This is a genomic window from Agrobacterium sp. 5Ca50 (assembly GCF_055381905.1).
Genome location: NZ_AP026438.1, coordinates 1,159,893 through 1,183,105, shown reverse-complemented (window position 1 = coordinate 1,183,105; position 23,213 = coordinate 1,159,893). Strand labels below are relative to the sequence as shown.

Genomic DNA, 23,213 nt, shown 5'->3' with positions numbered 1-23,213 from the left:
AACTTTGTTGGGACACATGACCTGCCCTAAAGCATGGCATCACCAAAATGCACGAACGGCCTTTACGACAAGGCTTGCGCTGCAAAGCTGGTCACATTCAAAGCCGTGGCATGGCGTTTTACGCCAGCCAAAACAACGCACATCATGGATGTGCGCCGCTTTAGGATAAGTCCGGAAAGCATGCAGTTTCCAGACCGTCACAACAGCCACCACCCTCCTCAGACATGGTGGCTGTTATCGTGTCAAATCAGCCCAGAACAATCGGCAGAGCCAAGGCTCCGACGCTGCTGGCCACGACGGACAGCAGAATGGTCAGTACCGCCCAGTTACGTCGGGCGAAACTTTCATCATTTTCACACAGGGCAAAATTGTCGTTCGAAAAGTTTGGCAGAGGATGAACCTCTGCCTTTTCGACAGGACCAATATCCTTGAACAGTACAATTGAACTCACGACGCGCCTCCCTCGCTTGGTGATTTCAGTTGATGTCATGGTACTGTCACTTAACGCCCTTGACCAGCCTTACTCCTTACTGAGTAAGCAAAATAGAGTACTCAAAGGCGGCTATCGGGGCTTATGGCAGTCACATTTTGTAAAAGCGAATGCCCCGCCGTGGTCATAACCAGCGGCAGGGCATCGATAATGTCAAAATGGAACCGAAATTCGGTGCGAAAACCGAAATGCGGCGCGAATCAGGCAGCCTTTGTGCGCTCGATTCGGATGACCTGCGGTTCATCCGTCAGGTAAGCCTGGCTCTTGATGGAGGCGACGGCCTTGCGAACGGCATCTTCCATCGTTGCGTGGGTCACCAGCACGATTGTCTGCGGGGCATCCGGCGTCTGGGCGCGCGAGCGCTGCACGATCGATTCCAGCGAAATGCCATTTTCAGCCATGCTTGTCGCGATGCTGGCAAACACGCCGGCGCGGTCAGCGACAGTCAGGCGGATGAAGTAACCGCCTTCGTGTTTCTTCATCTTGGCGCGACGGTACTTTTCCAGCGACTTGGCCGGACGGCCAAGGACTGGAACCTGCTGAATGCCAGGACGGCTCTTGGCGATGTCGGCGATATCGCCGAGAACGGCAGATGCCGTTGCATTACCACCGGCGCCGGGGCCAACCATCAGCAATTCACCGAGGATGTCGGATTCGATGGCGACAGCGTTGGTCACGCCATCCACCTGCGCAATCACGGAATCCAGCGGCACCATGGTTGGGTGAACGCGCTGTTCAATGCCTGACTCAGTCATCTGTGCAACGCCGAGCAGCTTGATGCGGTAACCGAGATCGGCAGCGGCATGGATATCTTCAATCGAGATATTTGTGATACCTTCGAGATAGATGTCGTCAGCTGCAATCTTGTTGCCGAATGCCAGCGTCGTCAAAATGGCAAGCTTGTGAGCGGTGTCATTGCCCTCGATGTCAAAGGCTGGGTCCGCTTCAGCGTAACCAAGACGCTGCGCTTCCTTCAGGCACGTCTCAAAGGACAGGCCTTCCTTCTCCATCTTGGTCAGGATGTAATTGCAGGTACCGTTCATGATACCGTAGATCCGGGACACGTGGTTGCCGGTCAGGGATTCACGCAGTGCCTTGATAACCGGAATACCACCGGCCACCGCAGCTTCGAAGTTCAGGAGAACGCCCTTCTCTTCTGCCGTGGTTGCCAGCTCCACACCGTGCTTGGCAAGCAATGCCTTGTTGGCTGTCACCACGTGGAGACCGCGGGCAAGCGCTGTTCTGACTGCTGCCTTGGCAGGGCCAGATGCACCGCCAACCAGTTCAACGAACACATCGATCTCAGCTTCGGCTGCCATCTGCTCGGGTGTGTCAAACCAGGTAATACCGGTGAGATCAATGCCACGGTCGCGCGAACGGTCGCGCGCGCTGACGGCAATAATCTCAATCGCGCGTCCGCAGGTAATCGCAAGCTCGTTGCTTCTCTGCTGGATGATGCGCACAAGCGACGAGCCGATAGTGCCGAGCCCCGCTATGCCGATTCTCAATGAATCTGCCATTGGTATAATCCTGATTTGTTTTGGTAATAACAGGTGGCCGGGACCGGCCACCCAGGGAGTTGCCCCCGTTATTAACGGTGAGCGTTCAGAGAAACGACGTTATGCATCGTTTCATCAGCTGTGGACAGGAAGCGCTTCAAGTTGCGCGCAGCCTGACGAATGCGGTGTTCGTTTTCAACGAGAGCCAGACGAACATAGTCATCGCCCATTTCGCCGAAGCCAACACCCGGAGCAACCGCAATATCGGCCTTTTCGACGAGCAGCTTGGAAAACTCGAGCGAACCGAGATGACGGAACTTTTCTGGAATTTTTGCCCATGCAAACATGGTGGCGGCCGGTGGTGGCACCTCAAAACCAGCCTTGCCGAAGGTATCAACCATAACGTCGCGGCGGCGGCGGTAGACATTGCGCACTTCGGCAATATCGGAGCCATCGCCGTTCAGCGCGTGGGTGGCGGCAACCTGGATCGGCGTGAAAGCGCCGTAGTCCAGATAGGACTTTACACGGGTCAAAGCCGAGATCAGACGCTCGTTACCGACCGCAAAGCCCATGCGCCAGCCGGGCATTGAGAAGGTCTTGGACATGGAGGTGAACTCAACGGCCACATCCATGGCACCTGGAACCTGCAGCACCGATGGTGGTGGGTTGTTTTCGTCGAAGTAGATTTCCGAATAGGCCAGATCCGACAGCACGATGATGTCATGCTTCTTGGCGAATGCGATGATATCCTTGTAGAAATCAAGCGACGCAACATGCGCCGTCGGGTTGGACGGGTAGTTGATGATCAGCGCCAATGGCTTTGGAATGGAGTGGCGCACAGCGCGCTCCAGCGGGCCAAAGAATGTCTCATCCGGCTCGACATTCATGGAGCGGATCACACCGCCAGCCATCAAGAATCCGAAAGCATGGATCGGATAGGTCGGGTTCGGGCAGAGAATAACGTCGCCCGGTGCAGTGATTGCCTGCGCCATGTTGGCGAAACCTTCCTTGGAGCCGAGTGTTGCAACAACCTGGGTATCGGGGTTGAGCTTTACGCCAAAACGACGGGCGTAATAGGCGGCCTGCGCCTTGCGAAGACCGGGAATGCCCTTGGACGAGGAATAGCGGTGGGTGCGTGGGTCCTGAACGACCTCACACAGCTTGTCGACGATCGCTTTCGGGGTCGGAAGATCCGGGTTTCCCATGCCAAGGTCAATAATATCCGCGCCACCCGCTCGTGCGCTCGCTTTCAAACGGTTTACCTGTTCGAATACGTATTGCGGCAGACGCTTGACCTTGTGAAACTCTTCCATTTTCTTCCTCATGAAAATGCGCCAGCACTGCCCGGCGCATTTGCGAAAGTTCGTTTTTATTACAGTAACCTGCCGACACGAACACATCCTGCAGATTCTGGTATTGTAGCGCAAAGATCGGAAAATCCTAACGATTTAACCGGTCAATTGGCGCCAGCCTGATCACTCCATCCCATGTCGCCGGACATCGTCATCTGCATTGAGATGAAGTGGCGCATGGATGTGTCGGATATAAGCTTTTTTTACGGCAGCCGATCCGACGCAGTGATGCGTAAACACGTTTTTGCTTAACGCCAGTTTTGGTTTGAATGCAAGGCAACCATGGCCGGAAACCGGCCATTTTGCTGCAATCGGCCTGACAATCAGGCGTGCTTGCCGTCCACGATGACAGAACGGATGAGCGAAAGCACCGCATCCGGCTTGATATCGGTGCAAACGAGCTGGCTTGGATGACCATCCCAGTAGCCTGGCGGGAAACCACGACCATCCGGTTTCTGGATGGTCGCACCATCGGCCAGACCACCGCATACCACGCGAACCGGGCCGCTGCGTGTCTCAAACAGTTCCGGCGCCACCAGATAAACGCAGGCGCAGCTGTCATGCACGACCATGCCGTCGCCGGTGCGTTCCTTGTAGAACTCGATATAGAACTGCGACAGGTCTGACAGCAGTTGCACCGGCTTGCCGCCTGCTTTTGCCATGCCATCCATGAATTTGGAGGTCATCACGGTCTTGGTCGTGACATCCAGACCAACGATGGTGACGCGCCAGGGTGCGGTAAACACCAGATCGGCCGCTTCCGGGTCGCCATGGATATTGGCTTCGGCGGCTGGCGATACGTTGCCGTTAATGTCGAATGCACCACCCATGATGATGACATCTTTCACCAGTGCGGCAAAATCCGGATCTTCGCGCAATGCCAGTGCGAGGTTGGTCATGCGGCCAACCGCAATGATTGTCACCTCGCCCGGATTGGCCTTCACCGTTTCGATCAGGAAGTGGTGGGCCGGACGCGGATCAACCGGCAGGTGGATGGTCTCGGGGATATCGATGTCGCCCAGACCATTTTCACCGTGGATGAAGGTTGGCCAATGTCCCTCGGGACGGGACGGATCAAACGTCACATTGGCACCCTTGGCGACTGGTGCGGAAATGCCCCATTGTTGCTTTAGGAAAAGCGCGTTGCGCGTCGTGATCTCAATCGGCGCATTCCCGAAAACCGTGGTGATGCCTATCAGATCGATCTCCGGGTGCCTGTGAAGGAAAAGCAGGGCCATTGCGTCATCGACGCCGGGATCCGTATCAAATATCACCTTATGCATTTCAGTATGCTCCGCAAAATCTTTTTATGCCGGCTGATGTGCCGCCGGGTGCGGGCACATTAATCATAAGCGGCGCATCCGCAATCCCTAACGTGACCTGAAATAGCGTTTGCCAAGCATCGGCTTCAGTGACAATAACGCTGTCATCTTTTGCCCCTCCCGGAATTCTCACCTTGACCGACGTCACGTTGCACCTGCTTTCCACCTTGTTTGTTGTCGCCATTGTTGCCGGCTTTATCGATTCCATTGCTGGCGGCGGCGGGCTGATTACCATTCCGGCCATGCTGATCATGGGCATTCCACCGCTTGAGGCGCTGGGCACCAACAAGCTGCAGTCACAGTTCGGTTCGGCTTCTGCCACTTACGCCTATACCAAGCGCGGTCTGGTGGACCTGAAAAGCCAATTGCCGATGGCGCTTTTGTCGATGGTGGGCGGTGTATTCGGCGCCATTGCAGCCGCCTTTGTACCGGCCGAAGTGTTGCGTTTTATCATGCCGTTCCTGCTGGTTGGCATTGCGCTTTATTTTGCGTTCAAACAGCAGCTGAGCGATCAGGACCGCCACAGACGCATTTCATCCTTTATGTTCGGCTGCACGGTCGTGCCGCTGATCGGTTTTTATGATGGCATTTTTGGTCCCGGTACCGGATCGTTCTTCATGCTGGCCTTCGTGTCATTGGCCGGTTACGGCATGCTGAAAGCCACAGCTCACACCAAGCTTTTGAACTTCGGTTCCAATGTCGGCAGCTTCATCGTGTTCACGATCAGCGGTGCAGTGTTGTGGAAAATCGGTTTTGTCATGGGCATCGGCCAGTTCATTGGCGCGCAGCTTGGTTCGCACTTCGCCATGAAAAATGGCGCAAAGCTGATCCGTCCGCTGCTGATCATCTCCTGCCTTGCCATGGCGGCACGGTTGATTATTGGTCAGGTCGACCCAGCGCTCTGGGAGCGGATGACGGCAGTCTTCGGCTTCTGAAAACAAGGTGCTGGTCGCGGGACCATCAACCAGCCAGACAATGGCACGGCGCACTGCCGTGCCTCAGGCCTCATGCAAGTCTTGCATGACAACGATGGCACCTGCAATGCGGTGGTCAGCACAACGAAGCGGCGTCATACGATAACGGGCCATCCGTTCGCCCTGCCCCCACGGCTCATGGGTATAATCAAGGCTTTCCCCCTCGAAACAACGATCAAGGCGCGGCTTGATCTTCATCTCAAAATATTCGCTGCCGACCAACTCTGAAATCGATGAGCCGATCAGAGATAGTGGCGTTCTGTTGAAATATTTCGAATAACGCTTGTTGGCGTAGAGAAAACGGCAGTCGGTGGTAATCACCACCACCCGGTCTGGCAGCAGATCCAGCACAACTTCGCTGAACAGCATATCAGGATAGACCTGCTGTTTTGCTCTTGTCTCGACAATGGCGGGGCGAGCGTCTTCAGCCTGCATGGTGCTGTCGGCGAAATAACGGTCGATCAGCATCGACATGGCAGCAGAATGGCGCAGCACGCTTGACGGATCATCCGCATCTTCACGGATCAGCGCCGCCAGAAACTGCATCTGCATGTGCATTTCATAGGCATTTTCCGCTTTGTAGGACAGGATGATGCCGATGAGCGGGTCCAACTCACGGTCGAGAGCCCGGACCAGTTCGTCATGTCCGGCAGATACGGCCTGCTGCAATTGCAAACATTTTGTCGAAAACGCTTCGAAAAGCCCCAACATGCCAGTCTCCAAAATGGTCTGCCAGATATCCGCGCTGCGGTGAAAACATGCGACGGATGTCCGTGTGCGAGAATGGTCAAATGCCCGCACATTCTTTGCTGGAAGGCACTAACATGACGACCCCTCACATTCAATCAGTCAAATGACGACTGAATTAGAATTTTTGAATTTAGCAAAAGCAAAAACACAGCAAACAATATTATTTCTTAAATATATTACTGAAACTCACTCTGGATAATTCAGAAAAATCAAAAACAATACGCAATGAAAATCAAAAACAGACGAAACAGGCATCAACATAAAAAATGATATTTGTTTTCTACTTTATTTCAAAATACAGGACATGATTTACGTGAAAATTTTAAATAAATAAATTTCCGATACTTCAAAAAACAAATCATCACTGACTGGAAAGCACCCAAAGTGTCGCAATTTTGAAACAGAATTTAGACAAATCAATATGTGGGAATTTGTCCGAATTGGGGATTCCAGATCGGCATACAGCCGCCCTCACCTGTCTCATAATGAAACAAGTGTGGCAAATTGTGAATCAGTTCAATGTCCGGAAGCAACACGCTGACCGCACGGCGACCGGTGTCGGTTGCAGCAATTGCGGTCAGGAATAATCAAAGAAATGTTTCAGGCAGCGCCGGAACGTCTGCGGCGATCGGCTGCTTCCTGCAGAACAATCATCGCACCGAGAAGCGTGCCTGATGACGAGTAGCAAGGTGTGAGACCAAGCGAAACGACGATGGTGCGACCATCATTATCTTCCGCGTAGGTAAACTGCGTTGCCTCACCCTGGAAGCACTGAACCAGCTTTTCCTTCAGGCCATGCTGGAAGCGGTGCAGACCGACAAACTCCGCAATGTGCTTGCCGAGCATATCGGCGACAGACAGCGAATAGCGGCTGGCATTGGCAGCATTGCAATAGAAGATGCGGTAATCCGTAGACACCACGATGATGCGGTCGGACTGCTCGTCAAACCATGCCTCATCCAGCACGGTGTGCTCTTTGCCGTCCTTGTCGTTGGGGGAATAACCCTTGCCGATGTAGCGGTTTACCAGAGTTTTCAGCAACTCTGTGTTGCGCTGGACACCAGCAAAATCCTCAGCCTCCTCGTTCAGCAAATCAATTGCGAACTGGAACTGGATCCGGATCTCATCAGGGTTTCGGGTTTCCTTGTGGATGATCGCTTCAAGGATCGGATCAAGCTCACGATCGAGGGCCTCCACGGCGGTCGCGTCGTTGGTTTCGACCGCATGTCTCAGTCGTGCATATTGTTGCCAGAACCGCTCAACCAAAGTCTTCAACGCAACTCTCCCGAGAAGATTATCGCAATCCGCATGCAATTATCGATGAACCTCCGAAATCACAGTCCCTCCACAGAGATCAGGACATGCTTGAGACCTATCAACCAAAACATTCAAACCCATGACCGACTAATATCACAAAAACAGAAGCGTTTACAAACCGCTACTCTTGGTGTGGTTAACCGCCGAAATCCACGGGTTTTATATATTCTGAAGCTGGTGCCAAGGTTTCGTGATTTTCGAGAGCCGATAGGTATTTCAAAGCTTGGATTTGATGTTCCAACGGTCGTGGTACCAGAGCCACTGGCCCGGATGTTCCCGCACCCAGCTTTCAACCTTGTCGTTCAACAACTGGGCCGTGCCGGCCACATCGACATTGCCCTTCTCATCGACCGGGATCGTTATCTTTGGCTCGATTTCCAGGCGGTAGCGGTTGTCGGGCAAACGGATGCAACGGGCTGGATAGACCTCACAATTGAACTGGCGAACCAGCTTGGCAACCAGCGGGTTGGTTTTCACGTCAAGGTCGAAGAACTGCGTCGACAGACCCTTGTTGAACTTCTGGTCAACCAGCACGCCAACGCCACCGCCCCGTTCCAACTGGCGCGCTAGCGCGAAAGATGAACCGGCATGCGAGGGAACAAGATCGCCCATACGCGCACGACGGAAGTTGAATACCTTGTCGGCGATGTAAGGATTGTTCGGTGGGCGAAACAGTACAGTGACCATCAGGCCGAAGGCAGAGCCTGCCACCGGCAGAAGTTCGAAATTGCCGGTATGGGCGGTAAACACGATGAAGGGTCGCGGATTATCACGCAGGTCGAGGAAGATCGGGATACCTTCGACCTCAATGCGGCCTGGCGTGGTGTTTTCCGGATCAAAGTCGAACAACCGGTCCAGAAATACATATTCCGCCGCCAGACGGCCCATATTGGCCCAACTGTCCATGGCGATATCGAGACGTTCCTGCTGCGACTTCTCAGGGAATGCGCGCTCCAGATTATAGAGCATCAGCTTGTGACGCTTGGTCTTGGGGCCAACCCACCTGGCAAAACGTTCCGCAAAACGCATGGCCGGATCAGCCGGGAACAGCTTCAGGAAATTCAGCAGGCCAAACGCAAATTGCGCAATCAGCCATTGCCGAAAATGCATCAGCGCCAAGACGATGCGCGTCACAAGCATCTTCACGGGCATCAATCCATTCTGAGAACGATTTTACCGAATACCTGACGGGTTTCCATGCGCTCCAACGCACGGTCAATATCGTCAAAGGTCACTTCGGTGTCGATAACGGGGTGTACGATGCCGCGCGCCATTTTCTGCATGGCATTGGCCATATTTTCCATACGGCAACCGAAGGAGCCGAGCAGCTTAAGCTGCTGCTGGAACAGCATCATCAGGTTGATGTCGGTCGAAACACCCGACGTCGAACCGCAGGTCACCAGACGGCCGCCACGCTTCAGCGAGAACATGGAACCGGCCCATGTGTCCTTGCCGACGTGTTCGAACACAACGTCAACGCCCTTTTTCTTGGTCAGCTTGCGCACAACGCCTTCGAAGCGGTCGGTACGGTAGTTGATGACGTGGTCGGCACCCAGGGCCTTGGCACGTTCGATCTTGTCGTCGGAACCAACCGTGGTGATAACGGTGCAACCCATTTTCTTGGCCAGCTGAATGGCAGCCGAACCAATGCCGGACCCGCCGGCATGGATCAGGATCGTTTCGCCCGACTCAAGCTTGGCATTGTCAAACAGCATATGTTCAACTGTACCGAAGGTCACCGGAGCGAGTGCGGCAGCAACAGCGTCAACACCGTGTGGCGCAGGTACCAGCTGGCGAGCTGGAATGTTGATTTTTTCCTGCGCAAAACCATCAAGGTGGAAACCGTGCACGCCGGAAACGTGTTCGCACAGGTTATCCCTGCCCTCACGGCATGGCTTGCACAGACCACAGATGCGTGCGCCATAGATAGACACCAGCTGGCCTGGCAGAACGTTGGATACGCCCGGACCAATGGCCTCAACAACACCTGAGGCTTCCGCGCCGATCGTCAGTGGCATCTTGCGCTTGGCAAATGCCATGCCGCGCCAGCCCCAGACATCGATGTGGTTCAGCGCAACAGCCTTGACCCGAAGCGTTACTTCACCTGGTGCTGGTGCTTCCGGTTCCGGCAGTTCCACTCTTTCAAGTTTACGGTCATCAACGAGTTGCAAGGCGCGCATGATAGAGTCCTTCGCCCGGAGGCGTTTTGTTTGCTTGAGAGCGCCCGCGCGTCTGACATGACACACAAGGGACGCTCACCCTTTTTGAATATCTACATCCGACCCCATGAACCTGTTCAGTCATGCGGGCCGGTGCCGTTGGGAAACCGATTAAGCCGGTTCCCGTGTCATGACAAGGCTTGCGTTCTGTCCGCCGAAGCCGAAGGAGTTGGACAGCACGGCACTGACCTGCGCTTCCCGCTTCACATTTGGCACGACGTCGAGCGCGATGGCCGGGTCGGGATTGGTGTAGTTGATGGTTGGCGGCAAGGTGCCGGTCAGCATGGTCTGCAGCGAGAACACCGCCTCAACCGCACCGGCTGCCGTCAGCGTGTGACCGATCATCGACTTGTTGGACGACAATGGAATGTCCTTCAGGCCTTCACCGAACACGGCCAGCATCGCACCATATTCCATCTTGTCGTTTTCCGGCGTCGAAGTGCCGTGTGCATTGATGTAACCAATGCCCTCTGGCGCGATACCGGCATCAGAGAGAGCCGCACGAATGGTTGCAATAGCAGGTGCGCCATCTGGCGAGGAGCGTGTGCGGTGGAAGCTGTCGGCCTTTTCACCGGCGCCCTTGATGATGCCGAGAACCTTGGCGCCGCGTGCAACGGCAGATTCGAGCGATTCCAGCACCAGTGTTGCCGCACCTTCAGCAATCACGAAACCATCACGGTCCTTGCTGAATGGCTTTGACGCTTTTTCCGGCGGGTCGTTCTGCGTGGAAAGGGCTGACAGCAGCGAGAAGCGGATCAGCGCCTCGGCGCTGACCGAACCATCGGTCGCAACCGTCAGCGCACGGTCTGTACGACCCTGACGAATGGCTTCAACGCCCAACTGAATGGCGGTGGCGCCAGATGCACAGGCCGTGGACAGCGTTACCGGCAGGCCACGTGTGCCAAACCGGTCGGCCAGACGCTCGGAAATGGCACCGAAAAGGGCAGCTTCCTGAAACGCGGCATCCGGACGCTGGCGCATGGCCGCGAGGAATCGGTTATAGGCATCGCCGGGCTGGTCAGCCGGTGGCGAACGATCGGCCAGTTCGAAGCGCGCGCTCCATTCCGGTTCGATTGGCGGTGCTGCCAAAAACAGCGGGCCACCGAAATCACCCGAAAGACCGGCCTGCGCCAGCGCCTCAATGGTGGTTTCGCGGGCAAAGGCGTAAGAACGCTCGACCGAGTTCGGCACCGGAATTTCGATAAAATCAACGGTTCCGCTGATCTTGGTCGACAGACCGTCGGTAGGAAAACGTGTGATGTTGTGAATGCCTGATTTGCCTGATGTCAATGCAGACCAGTTGTCCTCAAGCCCCTGTCCGAGCGAGGTGATGATGCCCATGCCGGTCACGGCAACGATTGGGCGTCCGAGATGATCCTTGAAGCTGGATGATGCCATCTTTTTTACTCCTCAAACATCACGGGACAAAACGGCGACACCTTCGCCACGCACGTGGCCGACGGTTGTAACCACTGCCGTGTTGGCGCTTGTCGACATCGGCTTTTCCTGTGCGCCATCAAAGGCTGGCAGCTTTGCGCCGCTTTCAATCGCAAGCGCACCGAGTGCCAGGCCGAGCGGGAACTGCGCTTCTAGTGCGTGGCCGGTTACACCGCTGTAACCACGGATAACAGCGTTTGGCAGTGCCTTTTCCAGCAGAGCCTTTTCGCGCTTCGTCACGTCATGGAAACCGCTGGCGCCCGACAGGACAAGCGTATCGGTCGCGCCACCGGCTGGAGACAGCAGGCGCTCAAGGCGCTTTTCCATCTTGGCGTCGTCGCGGTTGCCGCGGTCACCTTCGATCGCGTCGATGCGGGCATAAATCTTTGCACCACGGTCAACGGCGTGTTTGCGCGATTCCAGAACAAGGAATGCGCCAACCGAACCGGTGATCATGCCACCACCATTATCAGTGCCGCGCGACCACAATGGCTGCCAGTCACCCTGGGCGTGGGCATTGATGGCTTCAAACAACAAAATCATGTCAGGACGTTCGGCCGAGAAAGCACCACCAACCAGCGCATGGCTCGATTCACCCGAACGGATGCGGTGGAAGGCTGTTTCGACGGCAGAAATACCGGCTGCTTCTTCGCCCATGAAGGTACGCGACGAACCGGTGACCTTGTGCACGATGGAAATATTGCCAGCCATCAGGTTGGAAAGCTGGGCAAGGAACAGCGTCGGGCGCAATTCTGTCGTCAGCTTTTCATTGAGAAGAATTTCGCGGTCGTTGCGCTTCAAGGCTTCATCAACGATCAGCGTATCAACGTTGATGTCACGTTCCCCGCCCCCGGCAGCTACGATCATGTCCATGGTGGCGCAGGCGTCAGCATCTTCCTTGAAACCGGAATCATCCAGCGCAAGACCTGCGGCAAACACGCCAATGCGCTGCCAGTTTTCCATCTGGCGCTGATCCTTGCGTCCGATCTGCGTAGACCAGTCGATTTCTGGCAGAGGGTGAACCGGGTAAGGTTTGAACTTCTCGCTCTCGACAATCGTTTCCGGCGCTACACTTGCGGAAAGCAAAGCGATATGCGCTTCAGTACCGACACCGTGACAGGTCACGATACCAACACCTGTTATCACCACATCATTGTCAGATTTGCTCATACGTCATCCTCTGCGGTTGCAGGACCCACCGCGGTTCGCGTCCGCTGTTCATGCGTTTGCGCCAGCTTGCGGCATTACATGCTTGCCGAATAATCCGCACAAAACGACTTGGCAATGGCGAAGGCCCGAACGAGGCCTTCAAAACCTTGTTTATTCACCGGTCGAACCGGCTGATAGCGCGTTTTTCAACCTTCAGAGGCGGCCAGAGCAGCCATCAGGCCCACTTCTTCTGCGCGTTTCTTGACGATTGGACCAAGCGGAATATCGCTGAACGGCATGGTGCGCAGTTTCAGCTGCGCGTCACAGACCTTCTTGCCACCAGAGGTGATCTTAGCCTTGGTCACAGCAAAACCGGAACCTTCATGTTCCAGAAACGCTTCGATATCCAGAACCGCTTCCGGCTCCACGAAAGTGCGCATTTTGGCGCCGTCAACCGTCATCAAAAACGGCATGGCAGCAAAATCGGTCAGGCTGAGAACCAGCATGCCGGAGGCTTGCGCCATGGTTTCAATCAGCAAAACACCGGGAACAAGCGGCATTCCGGGAAAATGACCTTCAAAAACCGGGCTTTTTGCCGGCACAACTGAGCGCGCCTTCAATATGCGCGCCGTTTTATCGACAGACTCGATGTGGTCGATCATCTGGAAATATTCGAGAAGCATTTGCCCTCCGCTTAATAAAACAATCCCTCCCGCCGGTTCCGGCGTGAGGGATATAAACCAATATTCAACTCACTCAGCGGTCCACAAAATTGCGGATGCCGGAACAGATCAGCCCTTGGCGGCCTTCAGTTCGTCGATCTTGGCGCAGAGGTTTTTCAACACGAAGTATTCTTCTGTCGTTACCTTGCCTTCGTTGACTTCCTGGGTCCACTGCTCGAGCGGGATCTTGATGCCGAATTCCTTGTCGATCGCAAATACGATGTCGAGGAAATCAAGGCTGTCGATGCCCAGATCGTCGATTGTGTGGCTCTCCGGCGTAATGGTTTCCCGGTCAATTTCGCTGGTGTCGGCGATGATGTCGGCAACCTTGTCAAATGTAGCTGTCACGCCCATAATCCTTGTCTGTCTTTTGTCTTCAAATAACGCTTATCAGACGCACCACATAGGCAAATCAAGTTGAAAAGCCAATGGGTACCAGCAAAGAACGTGTAATTTGCTGTCAATGTGTTGCTTAAACAGCAACCGAATGGCGACCTTTTCCAGTGGATAAGTAACTATCGAACACCGCAGCGACCGTGCGCGCAAAGGGTTTTCCCGCCTCTGTGAGTGAGAAGACCTGACCTTTAATCTGCGCAATACCATCGCTGTTTTGTGCCGCAAACAGTTTTGCTTCGGCAACAATACCAGATGGATCCCAGCCGAATTCACGCTCCAGTTCGGCAAAATCGAAGGCGAAATCACACATAATGCGCTCAATGACCCAGGCGCGGACCCGGTCATCGTCACTGAGTTCAATACCGCGCACAACGCACAGGCCGTCGGTTTCCGCCATGCGCTGATATTCACCGGTCGCCGGCATGTTCTGCACATACCCCTGTGGCAGCTTGCCGATCGAAGATGCACCAAGACCGATCAGCGCCGTGGCACAATCATCGGTATAACCCTGGAAATTGCGCTTGAGGTCACCCTTCGAACAGGCAACGGCCAGACTATCGACCGGCTTTGCAAAATGGTCGATGCCGATTGCCACATAACCAGCCGCCACCAGCATGTCACCAGCCAGTGTCATTTGCCGGTACCGCTCGACAATATCAGGCAGTGCTTCGTCAGGGATCATGGTCTGGTGTTTTTTCATCCATGGAACATGGGCATAACCAAACAGTGCAATGCGGTCCGGATCCAGCGAGATGATTGATCTGACGGTTTCCGCCAGTGTGTCGAGCGACTGGTAGGGCAAGCCGTAAAGAATATCGCAATTGACTGAACGTACACCCCTCGCCCGCACCGCCTCCACCACCGAGCGCGTCTGCTCGAAGGTCTGAATGCGGTTGATGGTTTTCTGCACCTTGGGGTCGAAGTCCTGCACGCCAAGACTTGCTCTGGTCATGCCGATGGCGGCCAGCGCATCATATCGCGGCTCATCGAGATCGTTGGGGTCCATCTCCACGCTGATTTCGGCGTTCTCGGCAAAATTGAACGCCGCGCGAAGACAGTCCATCAGATCAATCATATCTTCAGGCTTCAACATGGTTGGCGAACCGCCACCAAAATGCACGGCCGTTACCCTGGCATCGCGTGATATGCGCTGACCGACAGCTGCGATTTCAAGCTTCAGTGACGTGAGGTAGCTGGCAATCGGCTCATATTTCAGCGTGTGCTTGGTGTGACAGGCGCAGAACCAGCACAGGCGATCGCAATAAGGTATGTGCAAATACAATGACAAATTGTCGCTATCGCCCAATTTGCCCAGCCATTGCGCATAAATGCCGCAGCTGACCCCCTCGTGGAAGTGGGGTGCAGTAGGGTAACTCGTGTAACGCGGAACCGCGCCGGAATATTTTTCGAGAAGCTTTTCCGACATGCAATTTCTACCTTGGCCATTCTAAACATAACCCGAAAGTAGCGTCTGCGACAGTTTGCAACTTTGACTTCGATCAAATCAAGGCGTACATTCCGCAAAGATAGTCGTAGGGGGACATTCGGCTTCGTCAAGAAACTGGGAAGGGTAAATTTGTGCCGATTTTTCGGCACTTTACCGCAACTATCGGATATTGCCTCATGGATACGCTGCTTAAGAACATTCATAACTCGGAAGAGCCAGTTGTCTGTCGCTCCTGCGAGGCCCGCCATGGCGGGGTGTGCAGCTCCCTGAGCCCTGCGCAGCTGATGGAACTCAGCAAACATTCCAGCCGACGCAAGCTTGAGGCGGGCAATGAGCTGATTGGCCAGGGCGAATCTATTTCCACTTACGCCAATATTCTCAACGGCGTCGTGAAGCTGTCCAAGATGATGTCTGACGGTCGTCAGCAGATTGTCGGATTGCAATTTGCACCGGACTTCCTTGGCCGGCCCTTTGTCGGTGAAAGCAACACAACGGTTGAGGCGGCGACGGATGTCAACATCTGTATCTTCCCGCGCAATGTGGTGGACCGCATTCTCAACCAGTCACCGCAGATGGAGCACAAGCTTTACGACCAATCCCTGAAGGAACTGGATGAAGCGCGTGACTGGATGCTGACGCTAGGTCGCAAGTCTGCGCAGGAGAAGGTCGCAAGCTTCCTCTACCTGATTGCCACCCATATCGATCCGGAAAATGAGGACAAGTCCAGTTTCGACCTGCCCTTGTCACGCGCCGATATCGCCGATTTCCTCGGTCTTACCATAGAGACCGTCAGCCGTCAGATGACCAAGCTGCGCAAGGAAGGTGTCATTCACATCGAGAACAATCGTCACGTCACCGTGGGCGATCTCGACCGCCTGAACTACGCGGCAGGCAACGACTGAGCAATCCGGCCCGGAATTTGCCAACTCGAAACTCCGGCCGAATTATGCATCATAAATAAAGAGGGTGCCTTTGCTTCGCTTGCGGAAAACAGGATTCCGTAAGCCAGCACCACCGCGATAACGAATTTCATTCCCCAGTCCCCAAGAAACCGCAGCCACTGATCCGGCGGCGACAAGCGCCCTTCAAGCCTTGCTGAAGGGCCTGATTGACATGGGAGAACTGTAACGTGCAAACCATGATTTGCCGTTAAAAAACCAAGTAATTCAACGATTAAGCCAAAACGTAAAAACGCAGATGGCGTTTTAAACCCCGGTTAAACATAAAAATGGCGCCCCGGAGAATTCCGTGAAGGCGCCATCATATCAAGAAAATTTGGACAGGGATTACTGCGCGATCTGCGCCTGTGCATCCTCACCGTGATGCGTGGCAAGGTTTTGCAGTTCCTGCAACTGGCGGCGATAGTCAGCCTCACTGACCCGGCCAGCCTTGCGGGCAGATGCCAGCGACGAAAGACGCTTTTGCAGTTCCATGGCCTCAGTGTCGGACATCTGGTCGGCAGCCGAAGTCAGTGGCTTTGAGAAGGTTGGGTACGTGCCGGTGTCTTGCTTGACCGCAGGCTGGGAACTTACCGGCTGCGGGCCAACAACCTGCGCAACCGGGCGGGTATTAAAAGAGGCAGTGGTATCGACCGGCTGTGGCGTCGTGCAACCTGCCAGCAACACAGCAACAAAAGCACCGGGGACCAGTCGCGTTCCTGCTTTGACAATCATCAAACTGTTTTTCATCGATCTTGTCCCGGCAATTATCCCGCAGGATAAAACTTCTTCACTTTGCCAGCCAGCTCATCATTCAGGCTCTGCGGCTCAACTTGTATTCGTTTTCGCCTGGCATGTGCAAATACAAAGATTATAAATATTGTGGAGCAATTCTTCATCGCTGCTTTGGCTACAGCTGGGTCACGCATCGGCTTGTAACCTCATGTCCAAACGCCCAGATATGCCGCATGATTTTCAGCACACCCCTTGTCCCCGCCCGTCTTGTCAGCCGCTACAAACGCTTCCTGTTCGACGCGGAACTCGAAGATGGTACATTTATCACCGGCTCCTGCCCCAATACCGGTTCGATGCGCGGCCTGACCGAGCCCGGATCACGCATATGGCTATCGCAACACAACGTCAGCCCCACCCGGAAATACGCCTATATGCTGGAACTGGTGGAAGCCGACGGCACAATCGTCGGCATTAACACCGGTATGCCGAATCGGCTGGCGGAAGAAGCAATCCGCAACGGCGTGATTGCCCCCCTCTCCGGTTACGACACATTGCGGCGCGAGCAGAAATACGGCCAGAACTCACGAATCGACTTCCTGCTGTCAGCGGATGGCCGTGCAGATGCCTATGTCGAGGTGAAGAACGTGCATTTCATGCGTCAGCCCGGTCTGGCGGAGTTTCCAGATACCGCCACACTGCGCGGCACCAAACACCTTCAGGAGCTTGGCAACATGGTAACGGCCGGTCACCGTGCCGTCATGCTCTACCTGATCCAGCGCGACGACTGCGACCAGTTTCGGATTTGCTCTGACCTAGATCCGGTTTACGCTGCGGCTTTCAACCTCGCCATTCGGCAGGGTGTTGAAGCCTATGCGGTAAAATGTCGTGTTTCACCGCTGGAAATTGCAGTCGATGGGGTGGTTGCGATAGACGAACACTGCCTTGCTGTTTTATGAACAGTATAGAAAACGACAGGAAAAGCGGACAATGGTGACCTATATCGACGCAGCCTCTGCGCCACTCAAGAATACTGGGGCGATCCGGCTGTATAATGCAGAGGATTTTGCGGGCATGCGAAAGGCCTGCCAGCTGACTGCACGCTGCCTCGATGAACTTGCCAGTATCGTCAAACCGGGTGTTGCCACCGATACGATCGACCGTTTTGTGTTCGAGTTCGGCATGGACCATGGCGCCCTGCCCGCCACACTCAATTATCGCGGTTACACCAAGTCGGTCTGCACATCGATCAACCATGTCGTCTGCCACGGCATTCCCAATGAAAAGCCGCTGCGCGATGGCGACATCGTCAATATCGACGTGACCTATATCGTCGATGGATGGCATGGTGATTCCAGTCGCATGTACCCGGTGGGTGAAATCAAGCGCGCTGCCGAGCGCCTGCTGGAAGTGACCCATGAATGCCTGATGCTGGGTATCGCGGCTGTCCGTCCGGGCGCGCGCACCGGCGCAATCGGTGCCGCCATTCAGGCACATGCGGAAGCGGCACGTTGCTCCGTCGTCCGCGATTTCTGCGGCCATGGGGTTGGCAAGCTGTTCCACGACACGCCGAACATCCTGCACTATGGCGAAGCGCATGAAGGTCCGGAAATGCGTGAAGGCATGATCTTCACCATCGAGCCGATGATCAATCTGGGCAAGCCGCATGTCAAAGTGCTGGCCGATGGCTGGACGGCCGTCACCCGCGACCGCTCCTTGACCGCACAATATGAACATGCCGTTGGAGTGACCGCGACCGGCTGTGAAATCTTCACGCTGTCGCCTGGTGGCCTCGACCGCCCAGGCCTTGCTCCGCTCAAGGCTTGATCCATGGCCAGAGACCCTGCCCGAGCAGCAGAACATGAAGCACTTGCCTCAACCTCTGCCGGGCAGGAAAGTCTGGACCTTTCCCTGACGGAAGCCGACGAACGTGTTTTCTTCGGCATACCCGAAGCGACAGGGAGAACACCGAAAGCGCCAGCCAAGGCCGACCCATCTGTCGACCATCATTATCACGGCCACCGAGACCGGCTGCGCAGCCGCTACCGCGACAATGGCGACACCTCCCTTGCCGATTATGAAATCCTTGAACTGCTGCTGTTTAGGCTGATCCCGCGCAAGGACACCAAACCGATTGCTAAGGCATTGCTTGCCCGGTTTGGCACATTAAGCGGCGTGTTTGGCGCACCTGCGGCACTGCTGCAGGAGGTCAATGGCATTGGCGAGACAGTGGCGCTGGATATCAAGCTGATCTCGACCATTGGCCACCGCACGCTGAAAAGCGAAATCCGCAACAAGCAGATTTTAAGCTCCTGGTCGGCAGTGGTCGAATATTGCCATGCCGCCATGGCGCACGAGACACGCGAGCAATTCCGAATTCTGTTTCTCGACAAGCGCAATGTGCTGATTGCCGATGAGGTACAGGGAACAGGCACGGTTGACCATACGCCCGTCTATACGCGTGAGGTCATCAAACGGGCGTTGGAACTGTCGGCAACCGCCTTGATCCTCGCGCATAATCACCCCAGTGGTGACCCCGCACCGTCCCGCGCCGACATCGACATGACCCGCACAATTATCGAGGCGGCAAAGCCGCTCGGCATTACGGTGCATGACCACATCATCATCGGCAAGGATGGTCATATCAGCTTCAAGGGCATGGGCCTTATCTAACGTCAGCGTGTGTTCGCTGCCCTTTTCCAAGACACTGTAAAAACAAAACTATTCAGCGCTTCCCGCGCAGGTTGCTGCCCGCTCGCGCATCAACGATTCTTTAACACATAAGCGTCAGTATATTCGAATATAATAATAAAACGAAAAACAGGACGCATCATGCATTCAATACGTAGTGTGCTGCCCGATAAATCAGGCGCATCGGCAGTCGAGTTTGCAATCATCGCCCCGATGTTCATCCTCATCCTGCTAAGTTTGATCGCATACGGCATTTACCTGACGGCTGCCTATGCCGTTCAGCAAGTGGCGGCGGATGCTGCACGCACCGCTGTTGCAGGGCTCAATACAAAAGAACGGGAAACACTGGCAACGGATTTCGTCAAGAAAAGCACGTTGAACTACGCTTTCCTCGACAAGAACGCCTTTACCGTTGCCGTTGCAAGCGATCCGTCCAATCCCAACCAGTTCACTGTGACCATCGAGTATGATGCCCGGGGTCTGCCGATCTGGAACCTTTATACATATGCCCTGCCGGAAAAAAGCATCAAGCGATTTTCCACGATCAGGATCGGAGGAGTCTGAATGTGGTATCTTGAGAAGATCGTCCGTCGCTTCTGCGGCGACACATCCGGCAATATTGCGCTGACGGCAGCACTGACTTCCCCTATTCTCATCGGCATTCTGGCGCTGGGCGTGGACTATGGTTATCTGACCGTCCAGAAACGTCAAGCCCAGCAGGCCGCCGATCTCGCGGCGATATCCGGTGTCGCAGATATCAACAATCCGGAGCAATCCGTCGCTCAATATTTCAAGCTGAACAACCTTAATCTTGGCGTCGTCAGCCCGGCGGGCCTGATCACCGCCAATGGCGTTGTGCCCTTTGATCCGCAAAAGCCATTTACCAGTGCCAATGGTTATGCCGAAGTGATCAAAGGTCGCTACGAGCCTGATCCCAATATCGCGGTTGGCCAGCGTTTCGTGCCCAATGCGACACCGACCAATGCGCTGAAGGTGACGATTACCGAAAAAGGCGAGATCTTTTTTGCCGGTGCCTTTGCCAGTGCTCCGACCATTTCGGCAAGCGGCACGGCGTCAGGCAACCAGTTGGCAGCCTTTTCGATCGGTTCACGGCTGACCAGTGTCAATAACGGTCTGCTCAATGCGATTCTCGGCGGATTGCTCGGCACGACCGTCAATCTGAATGTCATGGATTACAACGCGCTGATCGATGCAGACATCAATGCCTTGCAGGTTCTCAATGCCCTGGCGCTCGACCTTAACCTAACGGCAGGTACATATAAGGACCTGCTGAACACCGACATTACCTACGGTAAATTGTTGAGTGTGCTGGGCAAGACCACCGGCGTCAAACCGGCAGTTGCCACGGTGTTGAAGACACTGGAACGTGCCGCCAACAAAACCCAGCTGACCCTGAAACTGGCGCAAGTCCTCAATCTTGGCCCCGTGCAGGAGCAGCTGATTGGTGCCGGCGACAATCTGAAGGTCATGGCCAGCGTCTTTGACCTTCTCAACGCCTCGGCCATTGCCGCCAATGGTAGCCAGCAGATTGCCGTCGACCTCGGCGCCGGCATTCCCGGTCTTGCCTCAACCAAGATCAAGCTGGCCATCGGCGAGGCGCCGGTTGGCACCCCGGCTCTGGCAGTGGGTGGACAGGGAACCATCGTTCGTACTGCGCAGACACGTCTGGCCGTCGAAGTGGCGGTGGATGGCTTGAGCGCTATTGCCGGTCTTCGGGTGCGCGTGCCAATCTATATCGATCTAGCGCAGTCCGAAGCACGTCTTGCCGCCATTCGCTGCACCGGTGGCGGTCAGGGCACGGTTGACGTCGACGTGGTGCCGGGTGCCGCCGATATTGCGCTTGGCGATGTCGATACATCGGCATTCAACAATTTTGGCAAAACGCCGCGCGTCGTGCAGGCTGCGGTGGTGGATTCAGCATTGTTGAAAATCCTTGGCAAGGCGCAGATCACCGCCTCCAACATGACCAAAACCAAAGTCACCTTCTCGCAGGCGGACATAACACAAGGCACCGTCAAGAATGTCTCGACCAAGGATACGGCGACGTCGCTGATCCAGTCGCTACTTAAAAATCTCGATCTTGATATCAAAGTTCTGTTCCTGACACTGGGAACACCGACCCTTGTCACATCAGCGTTGGCAGACACCCTGTCACTGGTTACCAAACCACTCGACACCGTGCTCTACAACACGCTGCTGGTACTCGGTATCAAGATCGGTGAAGCTGATGTACGCGTCACGGATGTGCGCTGCATGCAACCTGCCCTCGTGCAGTAATTCTCCTCCTCTGCTGAACTCTCCTACAGCCAACTAAAAAGCCGCCGGATTTCTCCGACGGCTTTCTTTATGTCAGACCTTACAGTCCAGATCAGGCGTTTGCGACAGCGAGACGCTTTTCGTCGCGGCCACCCTTCATGCGCTCGGCAAGAAGGAAAGCCAGTTCCAGGGCCTGGTCTGCGTTCAGGCGCGGGTCGCAATGAGTGTGGTAACGGTCAGACAGCGAGTCTGCCGTTACGGCACGTGCGCCGCCTGTGCATTCCGTTACGTCATTGCCGGTCATTTCAACGTGGATGCCGCCCGGATGCGTGCCTTCTGCGCGGTGGATCTGGAAGAAGCTTTCCACTTCCGACAGAACACGCTCGAATGGACGCGTCTTGTAGCTGTTGAGCGTGATCGTGTTGCCATGCATCGGATCGCACGACCATACAACCTTGCGCCCTTCCCGCTCTACGGCGCGGATGAGGCGCGGTAGATGGTCGGCAACCTTGTCATAACCGAAGCGGCAGATCAGCGTCAGGCGACCGGCCTCGTTGGCAGGGTTCAGAATGTCGATCAGTTCCAGAAGGCCGTCTGCCGTCATGGACGGACCGCACTTCAGGCCGATCGGGTTCTTGATGCCACGGCAGTATTCAACATGCGCATGGTCCGGCTGGCGCGTACGGTCGCCAATCCAGATCATGTGACCGGATGTTGCATACCAGTCGCCCGATGTGGAATCGACGCGTGTCAGCGCTTCTTCGTAACCGAGAAGCAGAGCTTCGTGGCTGGTGAAGAAATCTGTTTCGCGCAGGCTTGGATTGTTTTCTGCCGAAATGCCGATGGCCTTCATGAAGTCCATGGTTTCAGAGATACGATCCGCAAGCTTGCGGTAACGGTCGCCCTGCGGGCTGTCCTTGATGAAGCCGAGCATCCACTGATGCACGTTTTCCAGGTTGGCATAACCACCCATGGCGAAGGCGCGCAGCAGGTTGAGCGTTGCAGCCGACTGGCGGTATGCCATGACCTGACGCTCAGGGTCCGGAACGCGGGACTCTTCATTGAATTCGATACCGTTGATGATGTCACCGCGGTAGCTTGGCAGCGTCACGCCATCCAGCACTTCGACATTCGATGAGCGTGGCTTGGCAAACTGACCGGCAATACGGCCAACCTTTACGACAGGCAGCTGCGCGCCATAGGTCAGCACAACGGCCATCTGCAGAAAGGCGCGGAAAAAGTCGCGGATGGTATCAGCGCCGTGCTCGGCAAAGCTTTCCGCACAGTCACCGCCCTGAAGCAGGAAGCCGTCGCCATTGGCAACATTGGCCAGCGAGCGCGTCAAACGGCGTGCTTCACCAGCAAAAACGAGTGGCGGATACTTTGCGAGTTTGGCTTCAGTTGCATGCAATGCGTCCTGATCCGGATAATCAGGCACCTGCTGTATAGGCTTGTGTCGCCAGCTCGCCGGGTTCCAATTCTGTGCCATTTTACTCACCTG

The 23,213-nt window shown here is 55.2% G+C and carries 22 protein-coding genes; 7 read left to right on the top strand and 15 right to left on the bottom strand.

Annotated elements, in window-relative coordinates; translation table 11 throughout:
- Positions 1-247: 247 nt before the first annotated feature.
- The 4 genes from ACZ5FM_RS05630 to ACZ5FM_RS05615 all read right to left on the bottom strand — a co-directional run bounded on the left by ACZ5FM_RS05630 (position 248) and on the right by ACZ5FM_RS05615 (position 4,624).
- Complete coding sequence (locus ACZ5FM_RS05630; protein ID WP_250982671.1) at positions 248-451, bottom strand: hypothetical protein; 204 nt, start codon at positions 449-451, stop codon at positions 248-250.
- Between the two features lie 239 nt (positions 452-690).
- A complete protein-coding gene (locus tag ACZ5FM_RS05625; RefSeq protein WP_464039936.1) occupies positions 691-2,010 on the bottom strand; it encodes a homoserine dehydrogenase in 1,320 nt (439 codons plus the stop codon).
- A 71-nt stretch (positions 2,011-2,081) separates the two neighbouring features.
- Positions 2,082-3,302 carry an LL-diaminopimelate aminotransferase gene (locus ACZ5FM_RS05620; RefSeq protein WP_192487893.1) on the bottom strand — a complete coding sequence of 407 codons (1,221 nt, stop codon included), beginning with the start codon at positions 3,300-3,302 and terminating at the stop codon, positions 2,082-2,084.
- A gap of 362 nt (positions 3,303-3,664) precedes the next feature.
- A complete protein-coding gene (locus tag ACZ5FM_RS05615) occupies positions 3,665-4,624 on the bottom strand; it encodes a nucleoside hydrolase (protein WP_464039935.1) in 960 nt (319 codons plus the stop codon).
- A gap of 173 nt (positions 4,625-4,797) precedes the next feature.
- Here ACZ5FM_RS05615 and ACZ5FM_RS05610 point away from each other — a divergent pair, with 173 nt between their 5' ends.
- Complete coding sequence (locus tag ACZ5FM_RS05610) at positions 4,798-5,598, top strand: TSUP family transporter (protein ID WP_312943932.1); 801 nt, start codon at positions 4,798-4,800, stop codon at positions 5,596-5,598.
- 63 nt (positions 5,599-5,661) lie between these two features.
- On the opposite strand, the gene ACZ5FM_RS05605 is transcribed toward ACZ5FM_RS05610, so the two are convergent.
- From ACZ5FM_RS05605 to hemN, 9 genes are all read right to left on the bottom strand, one after another.
- Positions 5,662-6,348: a PAS domain-containing protein gene (locus tag ACZ5FM_RS05605; RefSeq protein ID WP_259144964.1), complete on the bottom strand. Its 687-nt coding sequence runs from the start codon at positions 6,346-6,348 to the stop codon at positions 5,662-5,664.
- A gap of 639 nt (positions 6,349-6,987) precedes the next feature.
- Entirely contained in the window at positions 6,988-7,662 is a 675-nt protein-coding gene (locus ACZ5FM_RS05600; protein ID WP_259144966.1) for a PAS domain-containing protein, read from the bottom strand.
- 258 nt (positions 7,663-7,920) lie between these two features.
- Positions 7,921-8,850, bottom strand: a complete 930-nt coding sequence (locus tag ACZ5FM_RS05595; protein ID WP_312945935.1) for a lipid A biosynthesis lauroyl acyltransferase — start codon at positions 8,848-8,850, stop codon at positions 7,921-7,923.
- Positions 8,851-8,855: 5 nt separating this feature from the next.
- The gene (locus ACZ5FM_RS05590) at positions 8,856-9,884 is read right to left on the bottom strand and encodes a zinc-binding dehydrogenase (protein WP_464039934.1); all 1,029 of its coding nucleotides are present in this window, start codon (positions 9,882-9,884) and stop codon (positions 8,856-8,858) included.
- Between the two features lie 150 nt (positions 9,885-10,034).
- Entirely contained in the window at positions 10,035-11,321 is a 1,287-nt protein-coding gene (locus ACZ5FM_RS05585; protein ID WP_250982678.1) for a beta-ketoacyl-ACP synthase, read from the bottom strand.
- A gap of 12 nt (positions 11,322-11,333) precedes the next feature.
- On the bottom strand, positions 11,334-12,530 hold the full coding sequence (locus ACZ5FM_RS05580; RefSeq protein ID WP_464039933.1) for a beta-ketoacyl-ACP synthase: 1,197 nt from the start codon (positions 12,528-12,530) through the stop codon (positions 11,334-11,336).
- 185 nt (positions 12,531-12,715) lie between these two features.
- Positions 12,716-13,192, bottom strand: a complete 477-nt coding sequence (locus ACZ5FM_RS05575) for a 3-hydroxyacyl-ACP dehydratase FabZ family protein (RefSeq protein WP_192487708.1) — start codon at positions 13,190-13,192, stop codon at positions 12,716-12,718.
- Between the two features lie 108 nt (positions 13,193-13,300).
- On the bottom strand, positions 13,301-13,585 hold the full coding sequence (locus ACZ5FM_RS05570) for an acyl carrier protein (protein ID WP_192487707.1): 285 nt from the start codon (positions 13,583-13,585) through the stop codon (positions 13,301-13,303).
- Between the two features lie 118 nt (positions 13,586-13,703).
- The gene (hemN, locus tag ACZ5FM_RS05565; RefSeq protein ID WP_464039932.1) at positions 13,704-15,053 is read right to left on the bottom strand and encodes an oxygen-independent coproporphyrinogen III oxidase; all 1,350 of its coding nucleotides are present in this window, start codon (positions 15,051-15,053) and stop codon (positions 13,704-13,706) included.
- A 197-nt stretch (positions 15,054-15,250) separates the two neighbouring features.
- Here hemN and fnrN point away from each other — a divergent pair, with 197 nt between their 5' ends.
- Positions 15,251-15,976 carry a transcriptional regulator FnrN gene (fnrN, locus tag ACZ5FM_RS05560; RefSeq protein WP_192487705.1) on the top strand — a complete coding sequence of 242 codons (726 nt, stop codon included), beginning with the start codon at positions 15,251-15,253 and terminating at the stop codon, positions 15,974-15,976.
- Positions 15,977-16,360: 384 nt separating this feature from the next.
- Here the strand turns inward: fnrN and ACZ5FM_RS05555 are convergent, their stop codons facing one another.
- A complete protein-coding gene (locus ACZ5FM_RS05555; RefSeq protein WP_250982682.1) occupies positions 16,361-16,762 on the bottom strand; it encodes a hypothetical protein in 402 nt (133 codons plus the stop codon).
- 218 nt (positions 16,763-16,980) lie between these two features.
- Here ACZ5FM_RS05555 and sfsA point away from each other — a divergent pair, with 218 nt between their 5' ends.
- From sfsA to ACZ5FM_RS05530, 5 genes are all read left to right on the top strand, one after another.
- Positions 16,981-17,703 (top strand): DNA/RNA nuclease SfsA, encoded by a 723-nt coding sequence (gene sfsA / locus ACZ5FM_RS05550; protein WP_464039931.1) that lies wholly within the window; start codon positions 16,981-16,983, stop codon positions 17,701-17,703.
- Between the two features lie 31 nt (positions 17,704-17,734).
- Positions 17,735-18,571: a type I methionyl aminopeptidase gene (gene map, locus ACZ5FM_RS05545; protein WP_192487702.1), complete on the top strand. Its 837-nt coding sequence runs from the start codon at positions 17,735-17,737 to the stop codon at positions 18,569-18,571.
- Between the two features lie 3 nt (positions 18,572-18,574).
- A complete protein-coding gene (gene radC / locus ACZ5FM_RS05540; protein ID WP_464039929.1) occupies positions 18,575-19,417 on the top strand; it encodes a RadC family protein in 843 nt (280 codons plus the stop codon).
- Positions 19,418-19,576: 159 nt separating this feature from the next.
- Complete coding sequence (locus ACZ5FM_RS05535) at positions 19,577-19,999, top strand: TadE family protein (protein ID WP_464039928.1); 423 nt, start codon at positions 19,577-19,579, stop codon at positions 19,997-19,999.
- Positions 20,000-21,733 (top strand): TadG family pilus assembly protein, encoded by a 1,734-nt coding sequence (locus tag ACZ5FM_RS05530; RefSeq protein ID WP_464039927.1) that lies wholly within the window; start codon positions 20,000-20,002, stop codon positions 21,731-21,733.
- 91 nt (positions 21,734-21,824) lie between these two features.
- Here the strand turns inward: ACZ5FM_RS05530 and ACZ5FM_RS05525 are convergent, their stop codons facing one another.
- Positions 21,825-23,201, bottom strand: coding sequence for a class II 3-deoxy-7-phosphoheptulonate synthase (locus ACZ5FM_RS05525; RefSeq protein ID WP_192487698.1), 1,377 nt, complete (start codon positions 23,199-23,201; stop codon positions 21,825-21,827).
- Between the last annotated feature and the right edge of the window lie 12 nt (positions 23,202-23,213).